This is a genomic window from Acinetobacter sp. 18QD2AZ41W (assembly GCF_009829025.1).
Taxonomy (GTDB): Bacteria; Pseudomonadota; Gammaproteobacteria; order Pseudomonadales; family Moraxellaceae; genus Acinetobacter; species Acinetobacter pseudolwoffii.
The window spans coordinates 16,838-41,697 of record NZ_WURP01000001.1 but is presented as its reverse complement, the minus strand read 5'-3'; the positions used below and the strand labels follow the sequence as shown (position 1 = coordinate 41,697).

Below are 24,860 nucleotides of genomic sequence, written 5' to 3'. Positions count from 1 at the left end.
GGCATGGTAGCGTCAAGTCATCTGGTGCTATCATCGCTTAAAGGGTTTTACAGGCGATTAGCCTTGCTTTAAAATTCAACTTTTCCAATATTTTGCGATTTTTTCGCCCTCTACTCCCATGCAATTTTTTGATTTAAGCCGTCAGTTTAAATTCAGTGATATTCTGACGCCTGTAAAAACTCTCCATGATTTATCTCAGCAAGAATGGTATTTGGCCAAAATTCGGGTAGAACATGATTGTCTGTCTGAATCCGATATTATTCAGGGTCAAGTTGTTCTAAAATCCAGTGAAAATATACAGCTCGAGTTAGAGTGGTTGATTCACGATAGCGGTCATGATTTACAGGTATTATTCAAAGGTGTCGAAACTGAAGCGCTTGAAGAAACCTGCGTGATCTTAAAAGGCGCACAACTAGTCGATGAACAACAGCAATTGCTCTCTGCACAGGCGCTCAGTTTATGGATTGATGGGACGTTATTGCCGATGTTGCCAGAGATCCGTCAGGAAATTAAAACCCGTTTAAACCTGTGGGACTATGTGGAATATCAGGATTGAGCAGTGATTTAGCATTGAAATAAATATAGGGTGACCACATTCACCCTTTTTTATGTGTGAATGTTCTTAAACCAATGAATGCCGAGTATAGCATCCAGCAATAAGACTCTGCTTAAATCATGTCAGCCTGTTCATTATAAAAATAATGAGAAAATAGCAATATAATCACCAAAATTCAGAACAACCTCTTGTTTTAAAAATTCTTACATATTCTAAGTTTAACTAAGAAAAAATCAGAGTGAGCTTCGATTTCATTAATTTTCTCCTGTCATCCGCTAGACCAGTCCAACATCTAAAAAGAGTTGTCGATAAGCTTCAGCTTTTCTATCTAAAGCCAGAGGATAAGCTCGAGATGAAGATGGCATTCGATATAAATGCAGTTCGCGTCCTTCCAGGTTGGTTTGCGTCGGCTCTCCAATTTTGGGCTTTTCTGCATCTTCAGGCATAGACAGCATCATGGTATCGGTGGCTTTATCACCGGTGGTCATAATGTAGGTACATTCTGGGATCTGTAGCAATAAATCCTTTAAATTGGTCGGTACCACAATTTCCAGAAACTTATCTGAAGCATTGCCCGTCAGCCGTCTGATCTGAGAGGCACTATCAAAAATCGCAATTCCAGTCTCCAATAGAAATTCACGGATCAATGATTCCTGAAATTTTTTATTCTCAATATCCAGAAAGTAATCTTTATTTTGAAAGAAAATTAAACCAAAAATCCGCCACATATCGTTTTGATAATTTGGATAATAAAAATTCATTTTCCAGCGAGTTGCTGGTGGTGGAAAACTACCCAACATCAGTAATTTGGCATTTGGCGGTAAAAAAGGCGGTAATGGATGCGTTTCAATATCAGACATAGAATTCCTTAAATTGAGAACTTTCAACTATTTTAGAGTGTCTGCCGAATCTTGCTAGCCACTTCTTGTCCCCAAAGTGTATAAACTTCCTTACTCGGATGAAAACCATCTGCAGCCATTTCTAAATTCATGGCACGATATTTTTCAATATCATATTCAATCCATTGCATGCTGTCTTGGCTTGCTACGAATTTCGCCAGTTGCTGATTCATTTTTTTGGCATATTGTCCAAATAACCAGGCCAAAGGATTTGGTAATGCCGGGAACATATTCATGGGTGGCACACCTGCTGCAATGACCAATTCAGGACTGAATTTTTGCTGAATCATAGCATATAGTTTTTTCTGTTTTTGAATCCAGATATCAGCCGGCATGAGCTTGGTTACATCATTTACACCAACTGAGCTAATGACCACATCAAAATGTTCTGTCTCCAGTTGTTCTATGGCACGAATCACTTTAGCTGTGCTATCCCCTGTTTTTGCATGCAATTTCCATTGAATTTTAAAGTTATGCTGCAAATCTTTTAAAATGGCGCCCAGCAATGCATCATCCTGATGCTCTACCCCAACGCCGGCAGCCGCAGAATCGCCGACAATCAGTATAGAAAGCGGCTGGCCTTGACCGCACGTTCCTTCACGTTCACCCTCCGGTTCTGGGAGTTGCACAGTGTTTTTTTTGACGCGATTGCCCTGAATTACCAATGCTGGAATTAATGCAAGAGTCGATATTTTCAGCCACATAAATCTATACTTTAAATATAAAACAATGAATTAGAACTTTATTGTAACCTGTCATGCTATGAATTTTGATAAAACATCATGTAAATAATTGAATAAATATATAAAAATAATTGAAAGACAAATCTGTGTTTATAATTGATAATAATTATCATTACTATTTTTTAAAATTAATTGGGGGATGATTTGAAATACTTATACTTAAGCACACTCTTACTAAGCGCACTATCATTACATAGTTTGGCAGATTCACCTTCCTCAATGGAGCAAGCACCTTATGCTGCAGCGTGTGAAGCAGTTCAACCCGAAAGCGACCTGTTAAAAAGTTTACAGCAGCAATTAAAGCAGTCTCCTGAAAACCGAGCCGGATTAATCCAACAATTCTGGGATAAAGTGCAAAATCAAACTACACCGATTATTGAGCCACTTGATCAGGATCATGTTCGACTGATTTTTTTATGGAAAGCAGCCAAACATAATGTGCGTCTGGTCGGTGGCCCGAGTAATGATCATGAATGGTTGACTCGCCTGCCCGATACCGAGATCTGGTTTAAGGAAAATATTGTGAACCGTCGCTATATCGGCAGTTATAGTTTTGCAGTGGATTTACCAAATCTGGAGGGTTATCTATCGAATTACTGTGCACATTTAAACCCAGAACTCAAAGAACCCCGGGCGCAGCGCCGTGCTGTATTGCAGGTATTACAACTTGATCCATTGAATCCAAAACGCTGGCTTAAAGAAAATACTGCCTCTAAACTGAGGAATGAAAATATTATCGCCCTGGATCAAGCCCCTCCCTTTATCGATCCTAAACGCTATCCAGATCATCCGCAGCCTGAACTAAAACGTTATCAGCTATCCAGCCAGTTTTTAAAAAATCAACGTCGCGTTGAAATCTATCAATCTAAAAAAACTGCACAACAATCTTATATCACGGCTATTTTCTTTGATGGAAATGAATATGCCCATTTGGTTGATGTGCCAAAAGTGCTGGATATTCTGGTGGAACAAGGCAAACTTCCACCGATTCAAGCGGTTTTTTTACATGCACCGAATAGTGAACTTCGTCCTAAAGAGCTGACACCAAACCCGAAATTTTCAGGTTTTTTTAATCAGGAATTTTTGCCTTGGCTCGATCAGAAAATTGTACGTGATAAGCAAAAAACAGTTCTTCTCGGTTCCAGTTTGGGAGGGCTGAGTGCAGCTTATCTTGCCTTGGAAAATCCGCAGCACATTAGTCATGCTGTGCCTTTATCCGGCTCGTTCTGGTGGTCACCTGAACCACACTCAAAAATCAATGGGATGAATCAATTGATTCATAACTTAAAGAATCAGCCTCAACAGTATTTTCATATTTCAGCGAATCGTTATGAATCTTCGCGTACCAACAATGACTTAAGTATTCTGGAAACGTCACCCATCGTGGCACAAGCTTTAAAATCCAAAGGGCATGAGGTCAGATATCAGGTTTATGAAGGCGCACATTCCTATGCAATTTGGCAGGTGATATTGCAAGATGCTTTGCTGCACTTCTTTGCAAATTCCAAAGAGTAGATAAAAAAATCCTGCATTTGCAGGATTTTTTTAATTTAGTTTTATTTTGTTTGAATATCATTCCAGCGGTTTAAACGTTTAAATGTGCCCAGGTCATTAAAACGTACGCCCACTTCTTTCATCACTTTATGCGCCGTTTTCGAGGTCATTTGACGAATATAAAAAGGCTCTTTAACGACAAAGTGATGAATCGCATGCGTGGCCCCAAAATTGCAGCAAAACAACTGAAATGGCATCATCCACCAAGGCGTCAGTACTTGTGTTTGCTTGATGACATCCCTCGGATCAATATCGCCATAATAATGCATATTCGAGCTGACAAATTGCAGGCTAAATGAACGGATAAAATTGGGAATCAGCCAGATGACTGCAATAAAATTAATGATTGGCATTGCTTCGATTACGACTTGCGACCAGCGCATCTCATAGCCAAATAAAGGCACGATTGCATTTGAAACATGGAACACGACAAATAAATAAAATAAGCCATAATAAAGAATGCTTAATGGCACAAAGCCCAATAGCTGGGAAATCATGGCAATTTTACGTTCTTTTTCAGGCTGTTTTTCCAGAAAAAGATGGATCATTTTAAACATCTGGAAAGGACGCAGATAAACCGACATCAATTGATCACTGATGATCAAAATCCGGCGAATTCCCCACGGCATACCATTACTGATTCCACGTTCTTCCAGATCATGTTCAGTTCCAGAATATTTATGATGATGCAGGTGTAAACGACGACGTGCCCACGGACTAATGGTATTTGGACGCGCCAACCACACCAAAGCCAGCATCAAGTGATGTGCCCAGGGCGTTTTTTTGAAATACATATAATGAATTAAGTCATGCTCTAATTCATGCGTTAATGAAGCAAAAATTGCAATTAAAGGAATCGTCAGCCATACAGAAAGATAGCCATAGGCATAGGCCAATGCGCATAAAATCATACCGATCCAGGCAAAACCGAGAATACTGGTACCAATAAAATTTTGATGTTTCAATATTGGATAACGGTTACGTAAATCTTCACCTGCCTGTGTCACCACAGTTCTAACTTTGGAGATACGCTGCTGGTCTGTCATCTCTGAAGATGTAGACATATAGAGAACCTTTAATTTCTGGACAGTTGCACATTAAAGGAAATTAAAAAAAAGAGAAGTGATCTTTTGACTGTCCGAGCGAGTATGTCCAAGTTTTGGACAATTTTGGCACTTTTTCTAAGATGAATAAAAATACAGGGAGGTCATGCGTAATTTTTTATGAGATTCAGTCTCTAAAAAATCTGCTTTTTAACAGCAATTTATCTCTATATTAATTAAACTTGGTTTGCCTTGAAATAATAAATATTTCATTATTAAAAGCTTATCAAACTACCTGATCCTGATTAATCGAATTAACGAGCTTTGTTTTCTTTACACAGGATAGTGCATGTATTTGGCACATTTTTATCTGTAACTTTGATAACGCCAGCATTAGCGTTGACTTTGCAAAGCAATTTTTTCAAGTGAAATTACCAGCAAAAAAAGTTCTGAAGTTCTAGAAAAGTAAAAAGCCCCTTATGGAGCTTTTAGATTTTAAACCTTAGCCTAATTTATTCACCAATTTCAGCGGCAATATTTTCATCGCCAGACCCAATGGCAGCCATGGCCATTTTGGCACATAAGCCTTTACTGGCGCTTTTTCAATTTCAGCAGCAAGTAAACGCGATCCGGTTTTTTCATCCACTTCAAATGGCAGTTTCTTGGCGCCTTCATTAAGTTCGGTACGAATATAGCCCGGGAAAATTGTGGTGACTTTGATTGGTGTATCAATCAGTTCGGCACGAATCCCTTCGGCCAGATGTGCAACACCTGCCTTACTTGCACCATAAGCGGTTAAATGTTTAGGCATACCGCGCATGGCACTCATTGAAGAAATCATGACCAGATGGCCTGAATTTTGCGCCCGGAAAATCTCTACTGCTGCTTCACATTGCGCCAAGGCCGAAATAAAATTGGTTTCAACTGTGGCCTTATTAATGGCAAAGTTTCCCTTGCCAATACGACGGCCTTCACCAACTCCGGCATTGACAATCACCCGGTCAATCGTGCCAAAATCTTGTTTAAAAGCACGAAATACGTCAAAGACCTGATCATAATTAGTGACATCTAAAGTTTTAGCAATTACTTGAATGCCGTATTGACTCTCCAACTCTTGTTTAAGTATTTCCAAACGATCCAGGCGACGCGCGCAGATGGCCAGGTTATAGCCTTTCTGAGCAAATTCGCGTGCCATACCTGCACCAATTCCTGAACTTGCACCAGTAATTAAAATTGTTTTTGCCATGTGTTTTACCTTATTCCTTTATTTTTCTAAGCGATCAGATTTGCGGTACAGATTTAAATCCAGGTCAATAAATCCGGACGTTGCGCTTTAATATAATGATGTTCATTTAGGCTTAATAGCTGGGGTTGGTTGCCTACCAGACGTAGCGTGGTCATGCTGGTATTGGTAATTGCCCAGTTTAGAGCAAAGGTTTTATTCGGAGACAAACCGAGAATTTTGCCCGCAGCAACCGAAATGACCCCGCCCGACGTAAACACTACAGCATAGCGCGGTTTCTTTTCAGCCAGATCATCACACAAATGCTGCAATGCCGTTTCCACCCGCTGTTTGAAATCCGGCCAGGATTCTTCATATTCATGGTGATAGTCACCGCCAGTCCAGCGCTCAATTGCACCTTCAAAAATTTTACTTAAATAGGCGCGTGGATTGGCATGCTGCGATACATCTTCTTTCAACAGTTCAGGTTGATTAAAGCGTGGCTCATATTGAGCAAAGACTTGTTGATGATTAAATTCGTTCCAGGCTGAATCTGTAACTGGCTCACTTTCAGGAAAACATTCAGCCAAGGCCAATTGCGCCGTTTGTTGATGACGCTGCATGGAGCCTGCCACCACATAAGGTGCTTCTTTTAAAATTTCATCAAAATAGCGACCCAATAATTTGGCTTGTAATTCACCATTTGGAGAAAGTTTGTCATAGCTTTCTGCACCGAAAGACGCCTGTCCATGGCGGATTAAATAAATCGTCGTCATTTCGGCATCAACTCCTTAAATTTGGTCATATATTTCTGTGCAATATCATTGGCCTCAATTTTCTGGCGGCCAATCAGTTTTAAGGCACGAATATGCAAGGCATGAATCACAATCCAGAAATCTTTAAATGCTGGATTATTGGTCTGTTTATGATAATAGCGATAATAAATTTGCTGCGCGATCACCGCTAAACGGAAAACTCCAAAGACTTCATAGAAGGTCCAGTTTTCAGGGGTTAATCCGGTTTTTTCCAGATAATAATCCACCACTTCTTTACGGCTAAACATGCCTTTTAAGTTGGTGGGTTGACGACGTGTGGCTTTAAAAATTGCATTATCCGTATCTTCAACCCAGTAAGCCAAAGCTGAACCCAGATCCATCAATGGATCACCGAGTGTCGCCATTTCCCAATCCAGAACGCCAATGACTTGAGTCGGATCGTTTGGATCTAAAATGACATTATCAAAACGCCAGTCATTGTGAATCAGACAGGTTTTAGCATCCGCTGGGGTATTGTCTTTAAGCCACTGACGGACATATCTGAAAGATGGCACATTCAAGGTCTTGACTTTGGTATAACGTGCATCCCAACCGTCTACCTGACGATGACAATAGCCCTCGCCTTTGCCTAATTTCTCCAGTTCAGTACCCACATAAGGCACCTGATGCAACTCAATCAGCTTATCAATGACGTTAATACACAGTTCACGTACCTGAGCTTCATTAAAATTCAGCTCTCTGGGTAAATTGGCGCGTGGAATAATGCCTTCAATGCGTTTCATCACATAGAAGTCGCAGCCAATCACGGATTCATCCTGACAAAGTGCCACCATCTCTGGTAATACCGGATAAAACTCGGAAAGTGCATACTGAACCTTAAATTCACGGGCCATGTCGTGGGCAGATTTGGCTTTGGTACCTTTGGGTGGACGACGCAGGATTAAATCGGCATTGTCATATTTCAGACGATAAGTCCAGTTCGATGCGCCACCCGAATATTGAGTAACTTCGACCGGGCCTTCAAGTTGAACTCCCTGCCCAATCAGCCAGTTTCCTACAGCCTGAACATCCAGTTCCTCACCTGCACGAACCGATCCACCGACATCAATAACTGCCATAATTTTTCCTTCAATTCTTTTTCAAATGTCTTCAAACTTTATATCGTGTTTAAGCTTATTTTTTATGGCGTGTACTGTAACCACGTTTAGTCAGTTCCAGTTTTGCGATCATACCTTTATGCACTTCATCTGGTCCATCCGCCAAACGTAGGGCACGTGCCTGAGCAAAGAATCCGGTGAGTGGCGTATCACGGGAGACACCAGCACCACCGTGAATTTGTATGGCCATGTCTACTACTTTTTCTAATACACTTGGCGCAACCACTTTAATGGCCGAGATTTCAGTCAAAGCCGCCATATTCCCTAAAGTATCCATTTTATAGGCTGCATACAAGGTTAAAAGACGTGCTTGATCAATCGCGACCCGTGCTTCAGCAACACGTTCCAGATTGCCTCCCAGTTTTAAAATTTCTTTACCAAAGGCAGTCCGGCTCATACCGCGGTCAATCATCAGCTCCAAAGATTTTTCCGCAGCGCCGATACAACGCATACAGTGGTGAATACGGCCTGGCCCGAGACGACCTTGAGCAATTTCAAAGCCTTGACCGGCACCACCAATAAAACTGGCAACTGGAACGCGGACATTTTCAAAACTGACTTCACCATGACCATGCGGTGCATCATAGTCGCCAAATACCGGTAACATTCTTTCGATTTTCACACCCGCCGTATCGACAGGAACCAGAACCATGGAATGCTGATGATGACGGTCTTTGCTTTCATCTGGCGTATGCGCCATAAAAATAATGACTTTGGCATTAGGATCGCCCAGACCTGATGACCACCATTTACGGCCATTCAGAACAATTTCATCGCCTTCGATGACCGCCGTTGCTTGCATATTGGTCGCGTCACTAGAAGCCACCGCCGGTTCAGTCATACAAAATACAGAACGGATTTTGCCTTCAAGTAATGGCAAAAGCCATTGCTGTTTCTGTTCTTCAGAGCCATAACGCCAGAGGACTTCCATATTGCCGCTGTCTGGCGCATTACAGTTAAATACGGTCGGTGCAATCAGGCTACGGCCCGAAAGCTCGGCAATATGAGCATATTCATTGACTGATAAACCTTGGCCCAGTTCAGGACATGGCAGAAACATATTCCACAGCCCTGCTGCTTTGGCTTTGGCTTTTAAAGTTTCCAGTTCAGTCGGCCATTGCCATTTGGTCCAGTCACTGCCTTGATTTAACTCATGCACTTGCTGCCAAAAATCGGCTTCAACAGCTTCGATTTCATCTTTAATAAATTTTTTAGTTCGTTCAACATAGTCTTGCGCGCGTGCGGATAACTCAAACATGGCTATTTCCCTCTGGATATTTTGTATTCTGCTTTACAAGACCTTAACTTAAAAACTATTATGAATAAAATGATTTTAATCCATAGCTCATCATGCATAGCATTCATAATAAAACACTGATGGATATGAGTGTTTTCCATCGTATAGATATCAATTTATATCCACTTTTTGTCGCTATTTTTGAACAGAACAGTATTTCTAAAGCAGCACAGCGATTATGTATCACCCAATCTGCTGCTAGTCACGCTTTGCAGCGGCTCAGAAATCAGTTGCAGGATGATCTGTTCGTACGTTTTGGTGCAAAAATGCAACCCACGCCGTTTGCTGAACAGATTTATCCCGCCATTAAAAATGCCCTGATGACGATTCAAAGTATTTCTATTCAGCATCAACAATTTCAACCAAATATGGTGCAAAGTTTAAAAATTGCCGTACATGATGAAATTGAACCAATGATTTTTCCAAAGTTGGTGGCACATTTTCAGAAAATGAATCTGGATATTCAGTTTAGTAGCATCAAACTGGATCGTAAAAATATCAGTGCTGACCTGGCAGCGCAGCAGGTCGATTTTGTCATGGATCTTGAGCAAAAACTGGGAGATAAAATTCAGTTTGAACCCTTAGTACAAGATGAATTTGTCGTCTGTACGCAGCAAAATAAAATTTCAGAACAATCCTATCTTTCCTCCCCACATATAGGCGTATCATCTCGCCGTACAGGTATCCTAATTGAAGATCTGTATTTGAGCCGTAAGCAGCTTTCAAGACAAATTTTTTTACGCTGTCAGCATTATTCAACTGCGTTGCAAATTTTGGAGCAATATCCCCAAGCGATGTTGACTATGCCACGCAATATCTTAGAACATTTACAGATAGCCAAAATTCTTAATTTTTTTGAAGTGCCTGTGCAACTGCCTAAGATTAATATGGGAATGTATTGGCACAAAGATTTACAGGAAAATAAGAGACATCAATTTTTGCGAAGCGAAATTAATAACATTTTTACTTAGGCTATTTTAAGTAGATATGAATTTTGCTTAGGCTATTCTAATGGTTGGTATTGTAGCCTGAAATGTCAGGCTCAACCTAAATTGCTTAGGCTATTTATAAATACAAAATGAAACACTGACTGTTTAGCTTTTGAACTCTAGTGCTTGGGGCTTTCCTCTACAATCATGCATCTGCTTGCTGTTGTTCTTCTACAGCTTCTTTTGATGATCTGGATTTTAGCTTGTTGCCTCTTTCTCCCACCTGGCAAATTGTGCTGGGTTTATTTGCCTTATGCTTTTCCTATTATTTGCTGCACAAACTCACCATTTACCTCAAGGATATATTTCGTCCCTTTAAAAAAGGACAGAAATACTGGTGTCGTGTTAAGGCGGTTAGAGATGGGGATACCCTCACCTGCTACCGTTTCAATATTAGACGTTCTGAAACCAGACTACGTTTTGCCTATGTGGATGCGCCAGAATCCAGCCAAAGCTATGGCAAAGAGTCACAGCGTCTAGTTAAAAGCATGGTGAAAAACAAAATAGTTCGCGTGAAAATTACAGATATTGACCGTTATGGTCGCTGCGTCGGCGTCGTTTACCGCTATCGTAAAAATATCAATGAAGAAATCGTGAAACGCGGCGCAGCATGGGTCTACGAAGATTATATTAAAGATAAAAACCATTTACGCTATATGCTGGACTTGCAAAACAAAGCCAAAAAACAGAAAAAAGGACTCTGGAAAAGTAGCCGACCTGTACGCCCAAGTGCGTATCGAAAACAGGTAAAATCCTAATCTTTGCTGATTTCTCTTCGCTATTAAAAAGTGATCCGGCTCGCCAGATCACTTTTTAATTTTTAAATTAATACGCCAGATGGACAAAAAACCTGAATGCGCCTGCAATTAAAGCCAGAGTAACGAAGCCTAAAATCCATAGGCCCACAAACCATAATATCTGCTTCCCTTTCATTGTTGCTCCTTAATGATAGCCATCATCCCCGACCCGCACTTTATGGCGGAATACCCAGTACGACACGCCGGTATAAATCAGAATGATTGGAATAAGTAATAAAGCACCAATTAAGGTAAATAATTGACTACTTTCTGGCGCTGCCGCCTCCCAGATGGTCACTGACGGTGGAATGATATAAGGCCAGAGACTGATCAGAAATCCGGTATAGGCCAGAAAAACCAGCACCAGCATGTACATGAATGGGCTAAGTTCCTTACGTTGTTTGCAGGCACGTAAAGCCAGCCAGGTAAATAACAGGACTAAGATCGGCACGGGCATGAGATACATAAATTGTGGCTGACTAAACCAGCGTTCCGCAATCTGCGGATGAGTCAGCGGCGTATAAATACTGACAGCGCCCAGGATAATCAATAAGGCGATAATCATTTTTGGCATCAGCTGATACATACGGTCTTGTAACTGATCGGCCGTTCTAAAAATCAGCCAGCCACAGCCTAAGGCAGCATACAGCACCATGACACTCAGACCGGTAAACAGGCTAAATGGTGTCAACCAGTCCAGCCCGCCGCCCGCATAAATGCCATTTCGGGTTTCAATTCCCTGAATATAAGCGCCTAAAATCACCCCTTGCAGGAAGCTGGTCAGCGCAGAACCACCAATAAAGGCTTTGTCCCACCAATGTTTACTGCGATTGGCCTTAAAACGGAATTCAAAAGCAACACCACGGAAGATCAGCGCAATCACCATCAGGATGATCGGCATATACAGTGCAGATAATACGGTGGAATAGACCAGCGGAAATGCTGCAAATAAACCTGCGCCACCCAATACCATCCAGGTTTCATTGCCATCCCAGACAGGCGCAACAGTATTCATCATCACATCACGGTCATCCTGATGCGGAAAAAACGGAAATAGAATGCCAATGCCCAGATCAAAACCATCCAGAATGACATAGATCAGGACACCAACGGCGATGATCACCACCCAAATCAATGACAAATCAATCATTTTTTATTCTCCTGATCTGCATTATCGGCCCCATCCTCAATACTCTCGCGAATACTGCTCAATGGCCGGCGAGATGCCTGAATCACATCACTATCAATTTCATGTGGGGGTGTAGAATGAATAAATTCCGGGCCTTTGTGCATGAGTCGTAACATATAATAAATACCGGCGCCAAAGACCACACAGTAGACCACGACAAAGATAATCAGGGTCAAGCCTACCTGCTCTGCCGATACCGGCGATAGGGCGTCTTTGGTACGCATGATGCCATACACCACCCAGGGTTGACGGCCAACCTCCGTCGTAAACCACCCCGCCAGCATGGCAATAAAACCGGAAGGCCCCATAATCAGGGCAAACCGATGTAATCCTCGGGATTCATAAAAGCGGCCTTTTTTACGTGACCATGCTCCCCAGATTGCCAGCAGTAGCATCAACATTCCTAGCCCGACCATGATCCGAAAACTCCAGAACACGATTGCCGAATTAGGACGGTCTTCAGGTGCAAAATCCTTTAAGCCGGTGACAGTACCGTCCATGGAATGTGTCAGGATCAAGCTGCCCAGATTAGGAATGGCGATGGCATATTTGGTTTCCTCAGCCTGCATATCTGGCAGTCCAAACAGATATAAAGGCATGCCGCCATCATGATTGGTTTCCCAATGACCTTCCATTGCCGCCAGTTTGGCGGGTTGATGTTCAAGCGTATTTAGACCATGTACATCACCCACCAAAACCTGTAGCGGCGCAAGTGCCAGAATCAGCCACATTGCCATGGAAAATGAAGTTTTGACCAAGGCATCACGACGGCCCTGAATAAGATGCCAGGCTGCTGTGGCTGCCACCAGCAATGCAGAAACCAAAAAGGCAGCAATCGCCATATGCGCCAAACGGTAGGGAAATGACGGGTTAAATACGATGGCGATCCAGTCTTTGGGGACAAACAGACCATTTTCGATGGCAAAGCCTTGCGGCGTTTGCATCCAGCTATTGGAGGATAAAATCCAGAACATCGAGATACAGGTGCCTACCGCGACCATCAAGGTCGAGAAAAAGTGTGCACGTGGCCCCACCCGTCCCCAGCCGAAGAGCATAATTCCCAAAAAGCCCGCTTCCAGAAAAAAGGCGGTAAGAACTTCATAGGCCAGTAATGGGCCAGTCACGCCACCTGCAATCCGGGAGAATTCACTCCAGTTGGTGCCGAACTGATAGCTCATGACCACGCCAGAGACCACGCCCATCCCAAATGCTACAGCGAAGATTTTCACCCAAAACTTAAACAGATCCCGATAAATCGGGTCTTGGGTTTTGAGCCAGCGCCATTCCAGAATCGCCAAAAAGCTAGCCAATCCGATTGAGATTGCAGGAAAAATAATATGAAAAGAGACAGTAAAGGCGAATTGTATTCGCGCTAACTCTAATGCGGTTAAACCCAGGGTCATACATTTCACCTATATATAATTATTTGTAGGAGCCTTGCTTAGATTTATTAGTGAAGTGTTTTTTCTTGGTCTTAGCTTAGGCTTAATTTGGCTTGGCAATATGTAGACTTTTGTCGGTTATTTTTTACTCAAGTTAACAATGTGTAAGCGCTATTTAATTAAATATGCAAGTGAATATTTAATTGAACGGTGACCACTTGTGTAATCCCCCAAATAGGCGTAAATTGGCTCTAAATTAGTTAGCCAGGTTAACTATATGCCTTCTGCCTCTCTTCCATTTCGCGCCTTGTTATTACGTTGTGCACGGTTACTCAGTGATGAAATCAATACGATTTTATTATCTTCACAGTTAAATTATTCCTTATGGCAAGTGCTGTATGTGATTCAGACGCATCAGCAATGTACCCTGATGAATATTTCTCATTATTTGAACGTATCTAAACCCAGCATCAGTAAACGTATCCAGAATTTAGTGGAACTCGGTCTAATTAGCCAACTCGAAACTGCAGACAAGCGTCAGAAGCTATTCACACTGAGTGAGCAAGGAGTCGAGACTTTTGCCCTGGGTTCCACACAGATTGAGGCATTTGAAAAGCAGTTGCTTGAGCAAATTGCCTCAGATGATATTGAAAGTAGTAAAAATATCTTGATGCAGCTCATTCAGCAGTTACAACCCGCTTCGCAGGATCGACTTTAATGAGCCAAGAACAAACGCCTTTATGGACTCCCAATTTTATTTTGATCAGTCTGGTGAATTTCCAGTTGGTGCTGGTGTTTTATTTGCTGGTGATTGTGATTGTCGGCTACTCGGTAGCAGAATTAGGTGCAACCACGGCACAGGCAGGGCTGGTTTCTGGCTTGTTTATTGTCGGTACCTTATTCGGCCGTCTTATTATCGGGAAACTGCTAAACCGTTTGGGCCTAAAAATTACGCTTGTGGCCGGTCTGACAGGTTTTCTGCTTTTTTCTGGCCTCTATCTGATTCCGGCCAAGCTGGAAATTTTACTGGGCATCCGTCTGATGCACGGTTTTATGATGGGTGTGGCCTCAACGGTATTAGGCACCGTGATTGCCCAGACCATTCCTGCGACTCGACGTGGTGAAGGCATTGGTTATTTTAGTATGAGCAGCACACTTGGCACAGCGATTGGCCCCTTCTTAGGCATCTGGCTAATGTCAAATTTTAACTATCAGGTGATTTTTGTTTTTACCAGTGTAGTCGCACTCAGCTGCCTGATTTGCAGCCTGTTTATTCAGCCGCCACAGATTAAAATAACGAATCCAGTCAATCATATAGAAAATCAATCATCTAGCAGACTGGCGCAATATATTGAACCCAAGGCTTTGCCGATTTCGATGATTGTTCTGATTGTGGCAACCTGCTATTCCGGCGTCTTATCTTTTATTCATTTCTATGCCAAAGAGATTAATTTAGTCGAAACGGCTTCTTTTTTCTTTCTGATGTATGCCATTGCGATTTTGCTTTCACGTCCATTTACCGGCCCGCTAATGGATCGTAAAGGTGAAAACATCATCATCTATCCGGCCATTGTGATTATGGCCTTAGGAATTTTATTACTCAGTCAGGCCCATAATGCTATGATGTTATTGGCCAGCGCCGCACTGCTTGGTTTTGGCTTTGGTAATCTCCAGTCCGTCTGTCAGACCATTGCGGTAAAAAGTACCAGTTTGCAGCGTATGGGGCTGGCGACTTCAACCTTCTTTATTGCGCTAGATGCAGGTTTGGGTTTTGGACCTTATTTCCTCGGCATGCTTCTGGATCAGATCGGTTATCGTCAACTTTACCTGTACTCTGCTGTACTGACCATCAGCTGTCTGATCTGGTATTACCTGTTGCATGGCCGTAAAGCGGGGGAAATACAACCTTCTTATTAAACACTTCTAAAAGCGACGGCTAAAGCGGCGCCGATATTCCAACGGCGTCAAGCCAGTTTTTCTATGAAATAAACGGCGAAATGAACTTGGGTCCTGATAACCAATATTTTGCATGATCACATCCACCGCCTGATCGGTTTCTTCCAGACGTTTGCGTGCAGCTTCAATTCGGATCGCTTGCAGATACTGATTTGGCGGCAAGTCCAGTGCCTGTTTAAAATGGCGAATCAAGGTACGCGTGGTGACATTAAAACGTGTTGCAATATCATCCAAGCTAAAAGACTCATGAAAATGCTGCTCCAGCCAGTTCTGGACATTTTGCACCAGTTCATCATGATGCGGTTGTCCAATCTTGAGTAAGGAATAAGACAGCTGGCTATCGCGTCGATAATCAATCACAAAAGATTTGGCCGATTGCATGGCCACCTCAAAGCCATAAAAACGTTCAATCAGATGCAAACCTAAGTCGAACCAGGCCAGGCCACCACCCGCGCAATAGATATTCTGGTCGCGGCTAATCATCAGATCGGCATTCAATTTGACCTGCGGATAATGCGTCCGGAAAATATCTTGAAAGCCCCAATGCGTCGTTGCCACGCGATTATCTAAAATACCGGCTTCTGCCAGAAAGAAATTTCCGGTGCAATTTCCAGCAATTAAGGTCGAATCTGCATGAGCAGATTTTAGAAACTGGATCAGCTCAGGGTTTTGTTGCAATACATCCTGAATCGGTGCAGCTATGGTTGGCACCACCACAATATCTGCAGTTTGGATCTCTTGATAGGAACAATGTGCCTGTAATTCCAGACCATTAATACAACGAATCGGTTGTCCGTCCTGACTGGCAATACTGACTTTAAACAGGCGCTGTACATCCTGCTGCTGAATGCGGTTCCAGCTCACACCGGCCATGGCAAATAAATCGACGACACCGGTAATGGCAGAAGCCAGAGCGCCATCAAAACCCAAAACTACAACTCGCTGCATCTTGATCTCATTGTCACTTTTTACCTGTTTGATGTCATTATTGACAATCCTGCTGAATAAAAGCAACTGTTAGTCTTGGCGCTATCTCAAGGATTTTACATTCAGGACAGTACCGTGACCGAGCTAATAAATGATAAAGATCTTAATTTTCTACTTTATGATGTCTTCAAACTTGAAGCTCTGACAAAACTGGAACGTTATCAGGAGCATGATAAAAATACCTTTGACAGTATTTTAGATACAGCCAAGGGTATCGCGACCGATTACTTTGCCCCGCATAATGCCAAAGCCGATCAGCATGAACCGAGCTTTGATGGGAAGCAGGTCAAAACCATTGCTGAAGTCAAAACGGCGTGGCAGCAGTTTGCCGAGGCCGGCCTGCTCTGTGCCCAGCATGATTATGAACATGGCGGTATGCAACTCCCGACTTTATTAAATATGGCCTGCAATGCCTATTTTATGTCAGCCAATCCTTCAACTGTTGCCTATTCTTTTCTGACTGCGGCGGCGGCAAATCTGATTCAAGCCTTTGCTTCACCAGAACAAAAACAGCTATTTTTACCGCATATGTTGAGCGGCCGCTTTGCCGGCACTATGGCCATGACCGAGCCGAATGTCGGTTCTTCTCTGGGTGATCTAACGACCAAAGCTATTCCTCTGGCAGATGGAACTTATAACATTAAAGGCCAGAAAATGTTTATTTCTGGTGGTGATCAGGATATTACCGAAAATATTATTCATCTGGTTCTGGCGCGGATTCAGGATGCACCGCAAGGGGTCAAAGGTATTTCCCTGTTCATTGTGCCGAAATTTAAAACCAATCCAGATGGCTCTATAGGTGAATCCAATGATGTACAGCTGGCTGGTTTACTGCACAAAATGGGTTATAGAGGAACGACTTCAACGGTTTTAAGCTTTGGCGAAAATGATGCTTGCTTAGGCTATTTGATTGGTGAAGCAGGTCATGGCTTAAAATATATGTTTAAAATGATGAATGAGGCGCGTGTCGGCGTAGGCTTGGGCGCAGCCATGATTGGCTATCGCGGTTATCTGGAATCCTTAAACTATGCCAAAAACCGTCCGCAAGGTCGTCTTGCACATGAAAAATCGCCTGATTCCAAACCGGTCAATATTATTGAGCATAGTGATGTCAAACGTATGCTGCTGGCACAAAAAGCTTATGTCGAAGGATCACTGGCCCTGTGTTTATTTGCGGCGCGTCTGATTGATGAACATCAGGCAGCACATGATGAGGACAGTGCCCTCTTGCTTGATCTGATCACTCCAGTGGTCAAATCCTTCCCTTCAGCCTATGGCCCAAAAGCCAATGATCTGGCGATTCAGGTTTTGGGCGGCGCGGGTTATACCCGTGATTATCCGGTCGAACAATGCTACCGCGATAACCGCCTCAATCCGATTCATGAAGGCACGTATGGTATTCAGTCCCTGGATTTGCTTGGGCGTAAACTCTGGCAGCACAATGGCAAGGGACTCAGCCTGTTGATGCAACGCATCCAGCATACGTTGTCTGAGATTCAGAATCCCAAGTTAGTCGCACTGGCAGAAAGCTTTCAACAACATCTGGCTACCGTGCAAAAAACCACCCAGGTTTTAGGTCAGGCTCTGCATCAAGGCCAAATCAATGAAGCATTAGCCAACTCTGGGCTTTATTTAGACATGATGGGAAAAACCATGATTGCCTGGCTCTGCTTAGACATGGCGCAGCAGGCACAACTTAAATTTGGCAATTCCGATCAAAAAGAAGATCAGGACTTTTTGGCGGGCAAGTTTCAGGCAGCCCAATATTTTATCCGTTGGGAATTGCCTGAAATTGAACATCAGGCCAAGTTACTGATGAACTTTGATGATAGCTGCAGGAATATGCAAGCTGACTGGTTTTAAGGTTCATAGCTAAATAAAAATGCGCTGTAAGAAGTAATGCTGATCAGTTAAGGAGTTTAGAAACAGACTCTTTAATTTTTAGTCATTCAATGCGGAGTATTAATGTTATAAATCAAATTCTTGTAAATTATTTGTTACTTTGGTTTCGCCCAAATGAGAAGCGAAGCTTCGCAAGGAGGGCATCTTGCGGAGCAACACTCCTCACCGCAAAACTCGTCAGCCACCATCGACTAGTAAATTTGTCGCAGAAACAATCATTTTTAAATGTAGTCCTGCCTCAAACAGTTGCGGATGACTTTTTTATCTATCAGATATAATCATGAATTTGAAAAAGAAAATGCCAGTCAATTCCTTAACTGACTGGCATTAGCTGTAAGAAGCGCATTTTTTATTTAAAACTAGGTTTATGCTTCAGTACTTAAAATAAGTCCAAACTTTTTAAAAATTTTCTCACGTTTGCCTGGATGAATATTGGCCTTAGTCAGGTCACCCTGATAATGCTGATAGACCCGTTGGTCCATCATTTTGTACCATAACGGCGGAATTAAAGCCGGAATCAACATGGTGGCATAACCACTGGGTAATTCGGGTGCTTCATCAAAATGTCGCAGTGCCTGAAATGGGCGGCTTGGAAAGGCATGATGGTCTGAATGGCGCTGCAACTGGTACAAAAACAGATTGGTCACAATATTGTTATTATTCCAGCTATGTTCAGGCAAGGTCCGTTCATAACTGCCATCATCTTTTTCTGTGCGTTTCAAACCATAATGTTCAATATAATTGACGATTTCAAACAGAGTTACCCCATAAAAGGCCTGAGTCAGTGTATAAGGAATGAGCTTTTTACCATAAGCACTTAGCATCAAGGCATGGTAGCCTGCACTCATCGCCCAGCCATGAAACAGTTCATTTTCCTTGCTTAAAAATTTCAATCCTTTACGTTCCAGACGTTTCTTTTCAATCTGGATCGCTGACTTTAATCCGCCAAACACAGTGCGTGGCCAGAAACGGTAAAAAGACTCGCCCATTTGTGAAGATGCTGGATCTTCTGGCGTTGCCACCCGTTTATGATGCCCATAAGGATGTTCAATACGGAAATGATTATAGGCCAAAGGCATCAGGCTGGCATGCGACCAGTAATGGTCTTTTTTCTGCGGACGATGACTCAGTTCATGTGCCGTATTGACCGCAATGCCGTTAATCGCACCCATGGAAACTCCCAATAAGAGCTGATCCAGTATCGATACATTTGGACGTGTCACCACATAGCCGGCAAAAGCGTTGGCTGCCATTTGCAAGGGAATAAAGGCTTTTACAATCCGGTCATAATACGGATCTTTGACCAGCGCCTGAATCTGTTCGTCATTCGGATTGTTGGCATCATCGCCAATCAGGGCATCCAGAGTCGGAATAATCACATGCAATAATAAAGGCCCGCCCAAAGCAAAGACTTTTTTAGTCGCTTTGGGGCCAAAATGATAACCGGCCAAAATTCCCATTCCGATCACAGGCAAACCTGGGCTGAGCAACCAGCCAAAACGTTTTTTATCCAGCTTTACACCTTTTAGTGCTGACGCTTCCTGCGTAAACTGCGCTTTCTGGATTTGTGCAGGGGCATTCATTGCGAGCTTCCTTTTTTATGTTACTCTGCACTTATAGTTGAATATTTCAGCAACAGCGAACAGTATTCAACGTCCAGAAAACCTATGTCAGCGTCTTTGGCACATGCAGCCAAATTCTGGCCTAAAATCACAAAGTTAAAAAATTTATAGTCAATTAAGTGAAATAAATAGAAGAATAGAGTTAGGCATGGATGCTTTAAGTAAAATTTTTGATGATATTCATCTGGAAAAATCGGAATACCTTTATCTGAATGTGTTTCATCCGGGCGGCTTTGACTATCAACATGAACCCTTTATGCTGGCCTATATCCTGTTACAGGGACAGGCGCAATTAAGGTTCATGAATGGTGATCGGCTCGAGCTGCAACAAGGTGATCTGGTGCTATTACCCGCAGGTTCCGCCCATCATGTTTCCTGCCCAGACAATGCCGATTTTTCTGCACGCTGTGCGATTAATCCTTATTTCCAAAGCCATGCACAGCAATGTGTCGATCTTAATGGGGAAAATTCGGCGGAGCATAGTTTCATACTGGCCATTCGTTCCAGCCTGGATATGCAGATGGCCAAACCTCTTTTGAGTGCCTTACCTAAATACCTGCATATTCAACATATTCTGGGCGACACCGCACCGGAATGGTTACAGGTCGGTTTGCAGTTTCTGGCGCTGGAAACCCAGCAGATGCGGCCGGGACGTGACAAGATTCTGGATCATCTGGTCAGTATTTTACTGATTGAATGTGTGCGGGATTATATTTTAAATCTGGAAAATGCCTCGAGCTGGCTGAATGCGCTCTCGCATCCGGAACTGTCCAATGCACTGGCTGCAATTCATGGCAAACCTGAGCAGTTCTGGACCGTAGAAAGTCTGGCTGAGCAATGTCATATGTCACGTTCCAAATTTGCCCAGCTCTTTACCCAGATTGTTGGTGAGCCGCCACTGGCTTATTTACAACAGCATCGCCTGCGACTGGCGGCACAATATTTGCGAAATAGCGGATTCAGTATTCAGCAGATCGCACATGGCGTTGGTTATTCATCCGAGACGGCCTTCAGTCAAAGTTTTAAAAAACAGTTTGAACAGACGCCCACCCAGTACCGGCTGAATTGTCAGAAGAATAATGTCAAATTACTGGATTAGCGCGAGCACGGCTTTGACCGGGTCTTCGCTATTACCAGACAATAGCTGCTTATGCACGGTGATATGCTGCATCACCTGAATTTGTGCAGTTTCAACATTCATCAGTTTTTCAATTTCAGCCGCCAGCTTTTCAGGCGTAGCATCGGCTTGAATCAACTCCTGAATGACTTTTTTGCCGGCAATGATATTTGGTAGCGAATAATAAGGAATTTTGATGAGAAATTTCACCACATGATAAGTCAACCAATTCAGTTTATAGAAGGTCACCATCGGACGATGTAATAACATCGCTTCCAATGTAGCAGTACCTGACGCCAGCGCAATAATATTGGAAGCATTCATGACCTGACGGCCGATTTTTGACTCGGTACCGCTGTTTTCCATCAAGCGGATTTGAATCTTTAGACTTTCAGGATAAGTCGCCAGCAAGCGTTCTATCTGCTGTTTGCGTGCCTCATTAATTGCCGGAATCAGGAAAGTATAGTCCGGATATTTCTGATGCAGAATCTTGGCTGCATCCAGAACCAAAGGCCCCAAACGTTCAATCTCACCGCGGCGACTTCCCGGTAATAGTGCAATATGCTTCTGATTCGGATCAAGATTCAGTTCTTGTTTAGCATCGATAATCGGATTTTCAAGCGGCAACTGACTGGCCAGAGGATGACCAACAAAAGCGGCTGGCACATCCCATTTTTTAAAGAAGGTTTTTTCGAATGGAAATAAACACAGCACCAGATCAATGTTGGTCTTAATACCATGCACACGTCCCTGACGCCATGCCCAGACCGAAGGACTGACATATTGCACGGTCTTAATCGGCAACTGTTTTTGTTTAATGGTTTTCGACAGGCGCAGGTTAAAATCAGGTGCATCTACACCAATAAAAATATCGACAGGGTTTTTAGTCCAAGTTTCGACCAGCCCATCACGTACAGCAAAGAGTTTTTTAATATCCTTGAGAACTTCAACAATGCCCATCACCGATAAAACATCCATCGGATAATAGCTTTTAAAGCCTTCTGCGATCATTTGTGGACCACCGATGCCTTCAAATTCGGCATCAATCCCTTGCTCACGAAAACGGCGAATCAACTTTGCGCCAAGCGTATCTCCAGAGACCTCACCGACCACGATTCCAATTTTTAGTTTTCGATTTAGCAAGTGAGTTCCCTCTCAGATCCGTATTGAACTGTATTTAATCGTAATTCTAACATAAAGCTGGGTTTATGCCTGAATAAGCAGTGAGCATCTTATATTTTAAGAAAGGTATGCTTTAGAATTACTTAGCCTACTCTTAATCTTCCCTGATGATTTTTTCTATTGAAGTGGTTTTCCTGATTCATCTTCATTTTCAGGCAGATCAAAGTGTCCTTTAAAATAAGTGACCGGTGTTTCACGTTATTTTCTTAGCGAGGATGAACATGAAACTTCATTTAATTTTAAGCCCAGTGCTTTATCTTTTTTATGCATAAGTAAATCAATAATCAAGACAACGACTTATATCCAAAAGTCATAAGATATCCACGTTTTTTGATTTTGGCATATATGCATGTTTGGTCCGATTGAGTTTATTTTAGCAGGTGTGTTGGTAGGTTTTTGTGTTGGAGTAACCGGTGTCGGTGGTGGCTCATTGATGACACCCATTCTGATCAGCCTATTCCGGATTGAACCCCACATTGCAATTGGTACTGATCTGCTCTATGCCGCGATTTCAAAATTCTGCGGTTCTTTTGTGCATGCCAAAAAAATGAATATTGTCTGGCCAATTGTGATCTGGCTGGCAGTGGGCAGTATTCCAGCATCTTTTGCCACGCATTGGGTACTCGACAACTATTTAAGCCAATCGACACATTACAAGGCCGTCCTGACCATGGTATTGGGCTTTATGCTGACCATTACCGGCTTGTCTATTCTGTTTCGCACCCAGATCGAAAATCTTTTCAACAAATACCGAAAACAAGAACTGCCAGATATGACGCAGGATCTGGAAAAAGTAAAACTGCAAGCCAAGGAAAAGCGCATCGCCATCATGATTATGGGCGTTATCTTGGGTATTTTTGTCACCTTATCTTCAGTCGGTGCAGGTGCATTTGGCATCATGGCTTTAGTGGTGATGTTTCCGAATCTGCCGATGATTCGTATCATTGGCTCAGACGTGGTGCATGCGGTGTTACTGACGCTGGTTGCAGGCTTGGGGCATATGTCATCAGGCAATGTCGATTTCATGCTGCTCATGTGGTTATTGGTGGGTTCTATTCCAGCGATTATTGTCGGCACTTTACTCAGTTCACGGATGCCAGAAAAACTAATTCGCAAAATTTTAGGCATTACCTTATTTGGGCTCGGCCTGAATTTCATGCTTAACCCTGTAAAATCAAAACCGGCTCAACCTGCCGAAACAGCGATGGTCGTCATGAGCCAGAATTCCCAGTCCGTTTAATTTAACTATGCGATTCATCACTTTTTTTTCAAAGAAGTATTCATCTTTTTTATAACAAAGTGACGCATCATTCATGTTATATTCGGGCTATTAAACAACCTTTTGTATGATCGAACCAGTGACGGCAATGAATACACAACAGTCAAATCCCATTTCAGCATCAGATATTGATGACGTGAATATCCACAGCATGATTCCTTTGGTAACCCCTGCCGAGCTTAAAGCAGAATTACCTTTGACTGAAACTGCTTATCAAACCGTACTGCATGGTCGTGAAACGATTCGTAAAATCCTGGATGGTGAAGACAAACGCCTGTTCGTTGTCATCGGCCCCTGTTCTATTCATGATCCTGCGGCTGCACACGAATATGCTGAACGCTTAAAAGCGTTAAGCGAAAAAGTTAAAGACAGCTTATACATCGTGATGCGGGTTTATTTTGAAAAACCACGTACCACAGTGGGCTGGAAAGGCCTGATCAACGATCCGGATATGAACGACTCGTTCAATATCGAAAAAGGTCTGCGTATCGGTCGTAAGCTGTTACTTGAACTGAATGAAATAGGTTTACCATGTGCCACTGAAGCACTTGATCCGAACTCACCGCAGTATTATCAAGACCTGATTTCATGGTCTGCAATTGGTGCACGTACGACTGAAAGCCAGACGCATCGTGAAATGTCTTCAGGTCTGTCTTCACCAGTCGGCTTTAAAAACGGGACGGACGGCGGTTTAACCGTGGCAACCAATGCGATGCAATCGGTCAAACATGGCCATAGCTTCCTTGGTTTAAACGATCAAGGTCAGGTGGCTGTGATTCGTACTTCAGGTAACCCTTATGCTCACGTGGTACTGCGTGGCGGTAATGGCAAGCCGAACTACGATGCCGGCTCGGTCGCAGATGCGGAAGCCGCATTAGCCAAGGCCAAAGTCAGCACCAAAATCATGATTGATGCCAGCCATGCCAACTCAAACAAAGACCCGTACCTGCAACCGCTTGTACTCAAAAATATTTCCGAACAAATTCTTGATGGAAACAAGTCAATTGTTGGTATTATGGTAGAAAGTCATCTTAAAGGCGGTCGTCAGGACATTCCTACGAACCTTTGTGATATGGAGTATGGCCAATCAGTCACTGATGGCTGTATCGACTGGGAAACGACTGAAAAAGTCTTACTCGACATGCATGAGGCATTAAAAGATACTTTAGCTAATCGTTAAATGATCTGACAAACGCCATCGCCAAGATGGC

The 24,860-nt window shown here is 42.9% G+C and carries 23 protein-coding genes; 10 read left to right on the top strand and 13 right to left on the bottom strand.

The window, feature by feature from the left end; genetic code table 11:
* The first annotated feature begins 118 nt into the window (after window positions 1–118).
* Window positions 119–556, top strand: coding sequence for a hypothetical protein (locus tag GVV58_RS00210; RefSeq protein WP_005170745.1), 438 nt, complete (start codon window positions 119–121; stop codon window positions 554–556).
* 275 nt (window positions 557–831) lie between these two features.
* Here GVV58_RS00210 and GVV58_RS00205 read toward each other — a convergent pair whose 3' ends face one another.
* Together GVV58_RS00205 and GVV58_RS00200 are read right to left on the bottom strand one after the other, a co-directional pair.
* On the bottom strand, window positions 832–1,416 hold the full coding sequence (locus GVV58_RS00205) for a uracil-DNA glycosylase family protein (protein ID WP_005170739.1): 585 nt from the start codon (window positions 1,414–1,416) through the stop codon (window positions 832–834).
* A gap of 32 nt (window positions 1,417–1,448) precedes the next feature.
* Window positions 1,449–2,159 carry an SGNH/GDSL hydrolase family protein gene (locus tag GVV58_RS00200; RefSeq protein WP_005097011.1) on the bottom strand — a complete coding sequence of 237 codons (711 nt, stop codon included), beginning with the start codon at window positions 2,157–2,159 and terminating at the stop codon, window positions 1,449–1,451.
* Between the two features lie 183 nt (window positions 2,160–2,342).
* Between GVV58_RS00200 and GVV58_RS00195 the strand changes: the two genes are divergently transcribed.
* Window positions 2,343–3,713, top strand: a complete 1,371-nt coding sequence (locus GVV58_RS00195; protein ID WP_252721243.1) for an alpha/beta hydrolase-fold protein — start codon at window positions 2,343–2,345, stop codon at window positions 3,711–3,713.
* A gap of 41 nt (window positions 3,714–3,754) precedes the next feature.
* On the opposite strand, the gene GVV58_RS00190 is transcribed toward GVV58_RS00195, so the two are convergent.
* From GVV58_RS00190 to GVV58_RS00170, 5 genes are all read right to left on the bottom strand, one after another.
* Entirely contained in the window at window positions 3,755–4,816 is a 1,062-nt protein-coding gene (locus tag GVV58_RS00190; protein ID WP_100354798.1) for a fatty acid desaturase, read from the bottom strand.
* Between the two features lie 481 nt (window positions 4,817–5,297).
* Window positions 5,298–6,041, bottom strand: a complete 744-nt coding sequence (locus GVV58_RS00185; RefSeq protein ID WP_005097014.1) for an SDR family oxidoreductase — start codon at window positions 6,039–6,041, stop codon at window positions 5,298–5,300.
* A 53-nt stretch (window positions 6,042–6,094) separates the two neighbouring features.
* Window positions 6,095–6,793, bottom strand: coding sequence for a histidine phosphatase family protein (locus GVV58_RS00180; RefSeq protein ID WP_074382732.1), 699 nt, complete (start codon window positions 6,791–6,793; stop codon window positions 6,095–6,097).
* The gene (locus GVV58_RS00175) at window positions 6,790–7,911 is read right to left on the bottom strand and encodes a phosphotransferase family protein (protein WP_159515733.1); all 1,122 of its coding nucleotides are present in this window, start codon (window positions 7,909–7,911) and stop codon (window positions 6,790–6,792) included. The genes GVV58_RS00180 and GVV58_RS00175 overlap by 4 nt, the downstream gene beginning before the upstream one ends.
* 55 nt (window positions 7,912–7,966) lie before the next feature.
* Window positions 7,967–9,208, bottom strand: a complete 1,242-nt coding sequence (locus tag GVV58_RS00170; RefSeq protein WP_159515732.1) for an acyl-CoA dehydrogenase family protein — start codon at window positions 9,206–9,208, stop codon at window positions 7,967–7,969.
* A gap of 92 nt (window positions 9,209–9,300) precedes the next feature.
* On the opposite strand from GVV58_RS00170, the gene GVV58_RS00165 reads away from it, so the two are divergent.
* Together GVV58_RS00165 and GVV58_RS00160 are read left to right on the top strand one after the other, a co-directional pair.
* The gene (locus GVV58_RS00165) at window positions 9,301–10,218 is read left to right on the top strand and encodes a LysR family transcriptional regulator (RefSeq protein ID WP_074382731.1); all 918 of its coding nucleotides are present in this window, start codon (window positions 9,301–9,303) and stop codon (window positions 10,216–10,218) included.
* A gap of 221 nt (window positions 10,219–10,439) precedes the next feature.
* Window positions 10,440–10,994, top strand: a complete 555-nt coding sequence (locus GVV58_RS00160; RefSeq protein ID WP_159515731.1) for a thermonuclease family protein — start codon at window positions 10,440–10,442, stop codon at window positions 10,992–10,994.
* Between the two features lie 67 nt (window positions 10,995–11,061).
* On the opposite strand, the gene GVV58_RS15565 is transcribed toward GVV58_RS00160, so the two are convergent.
* From GVV58_RS15565 to GVV58_RS00145, 3 genes are read right to left on the bottom strand one after another with little or no spacing between them, the layout of a single operon-like run.
* Window positions 11,062–11,169: a DUF2474 domain-containing protein gene (locus tag GVV58_RS15565; RefSeq protein WP_100328576.1), complete on the bottom strand. Its 108-nt coding sequence runs from the start codon at window positions 11,167–11,169 to the stop codon at window positions 11,062–11,064.
* A 9-nt stretch (window positions 11,170–11,178) separates the two neighbouring features.
* The gene (gene cydB / locus GVV58_RS00150; protein WP_005097023.1) at window positions 11,179–12,183 is read right to left on the bottom strand and encodes a cytochrome d ubiquinol oxidase subunit II; all 1,005 of its coding nucleotides are present in this window, start codon (window positions 12,181–12,183) and stop codon (window positions 11,179–11,181) included.
* Window positions 12,180–13,625, bottom strand: a complete 1,446-nt coding sequence (locus tag GVV58_RS00145) for a cytochrome ubiquinol oxidase subunit I (RefSeq protein WP_074382730.1) — start codon at window positions 13,623–13,625, stop codon at window positions 12,180–12,182. The genes cydB and GVV58_RS00145 overlap by 4 nt, the downstream gene beginning before the upstream one ends.
* A gap of 256 nt (window positions 13,626–13,881) precedes the next feature.
* On the opposite strand from GVV58_RS00145, the gene GVV58_RS00140 reads away from it, so the two are divergent.
* Window positions 13,882–14,322, top strand: a complete 441-nt coding sequence (locus GVV58_RS00140; RefSeq protein WP_159138084.1) for a winged helix DNA-binding protein — start codon at window positions 13,882–13,884, stop codon at window positions 14,320–14,322.
* A complete protein-coding gene (locus tag GVV58_RS00135; protein WP_159515730.1) occupies window positions 14,322–15,521 on the top strand; it encodes an MFS transporter in 1,200 nt (399 codons plus the stop codon). Before GVV58_RS00140 ends, GVV58_RS00135 begins: the two co-directional genes overlap by 1 nt.
* Window positions 15,522–15,527: 6 nt before the next feature.
* Here GVV58_RS00135 and GVV58_RS00130 read toward each other — a convergent pair whose 3' ends face one another.
* Window positions 15,528–16,508, bottom strand: coding sequence for a helix-turn-helix domain-containing protein (locus tag GVV58_RS00130; protein ID WP_159515729.1), 981 nt, complete (start codon window positions 16,506–16,508; stop codon window positions 15,528–15,530).
* A 114-nt stretch (window positions 16,509–16,622) separates the two neighbouring features.
* Here GVV58_RS00130 and GVV58_RS00125 point away from each other — a divergent pair, with 114 nt between their 5' ends.
* Window positions 16,623–18,410: an acyl-CoA dehydrogenase gene (locus GVV58_RS00125; RefSeq protein WP_159515728.1), complete on the top strand. Its 1,788-nt coding sequence runs from the start codon at window positions 16,623–16,625 to the stop codon at window positions 18,408–18,410.
* 404 nt (window positions 18,411–18,814) lie between these two features.
* On the opposite strand, the gene GVV58_RS00120 is transcribed toward GVV58_RS00125, so the two are convergent.
* Window positions 18,815–20,032: an alkane 1-monooxygenase gene (locus GVV58_RS00120; RefSeq protein ID WP_005170714.1), complete on the bottom strand. Its 1,218-nt coding sequence runs from the start codon at window positions 20,030–20,032 to the stop codon at window positions 18,815–18,817.
* 187 nt (window positions 20,033–20,219) lie between these two features.
* Here GVV58_RS00120 and GVV58_RS00115 point away from each other — a divergent pair, with 187 nt between their 5' ends.
* Window positions 20,220–21,170: an AraC family transcriptional regulator gene (locus GVV58_RS00115; protein WP_159515727.1), complete on the top strand. Its 951-nt coding sequence runs from the start codon at window positions 20,220–20,222 to the stop codon at window positions 21,168–21,170.
* Here GVV58_RS00115 and lpxB read toward each other — a convergent pair.
* Window positions 21,159–22,331, bottom strand: a complete 1,173-nt coding sequence (gene lpxB / locus GVV58_RS00110) for a lipid-A-disaccharide synthase (protein ID WP_159515726.1) — start codon at window positions 22,329–22,331, stop codon at window positions 21,159–21,161. The two genes, GVV58_RS00115 and lpxB, sit on opposite strands and share 12 nt — an antisense overlap.
* Window positions 22,332–22,719: 388 nt before the next feature.
* Here lpxB and GVV58_RS00105 point away from each other — a divergent pair, with 388 nt between their 5' ends.
* Window positions 22,720–23,610: a sulfite exporter TauE/SafE family protein gene (locus tag GVV58_RS00105; RefSeq protein WP_005097034.1), complete on the top strand. Its 891-nt coding sequence runs from the start codon at window positions 22,720–22,722 to the stop codon at window positions 23,608–23,610.
* Between the two features lie 127 nt (window positions 23,611–23,737).
* Window positions 23,738–24,829, top strand: coding sequence for a 3-deoxy-7-phosphoheptulonate synthase (locus GVV58_RS00100; RefSeq protein ID WP_180001437.1), 1,092 nt, complete (start codon window positions 23,738–23,740; stop codon window positions 24,827–24,829).
* Window positions 24,830–24,860: the final 31 nt, after the last annotated feature.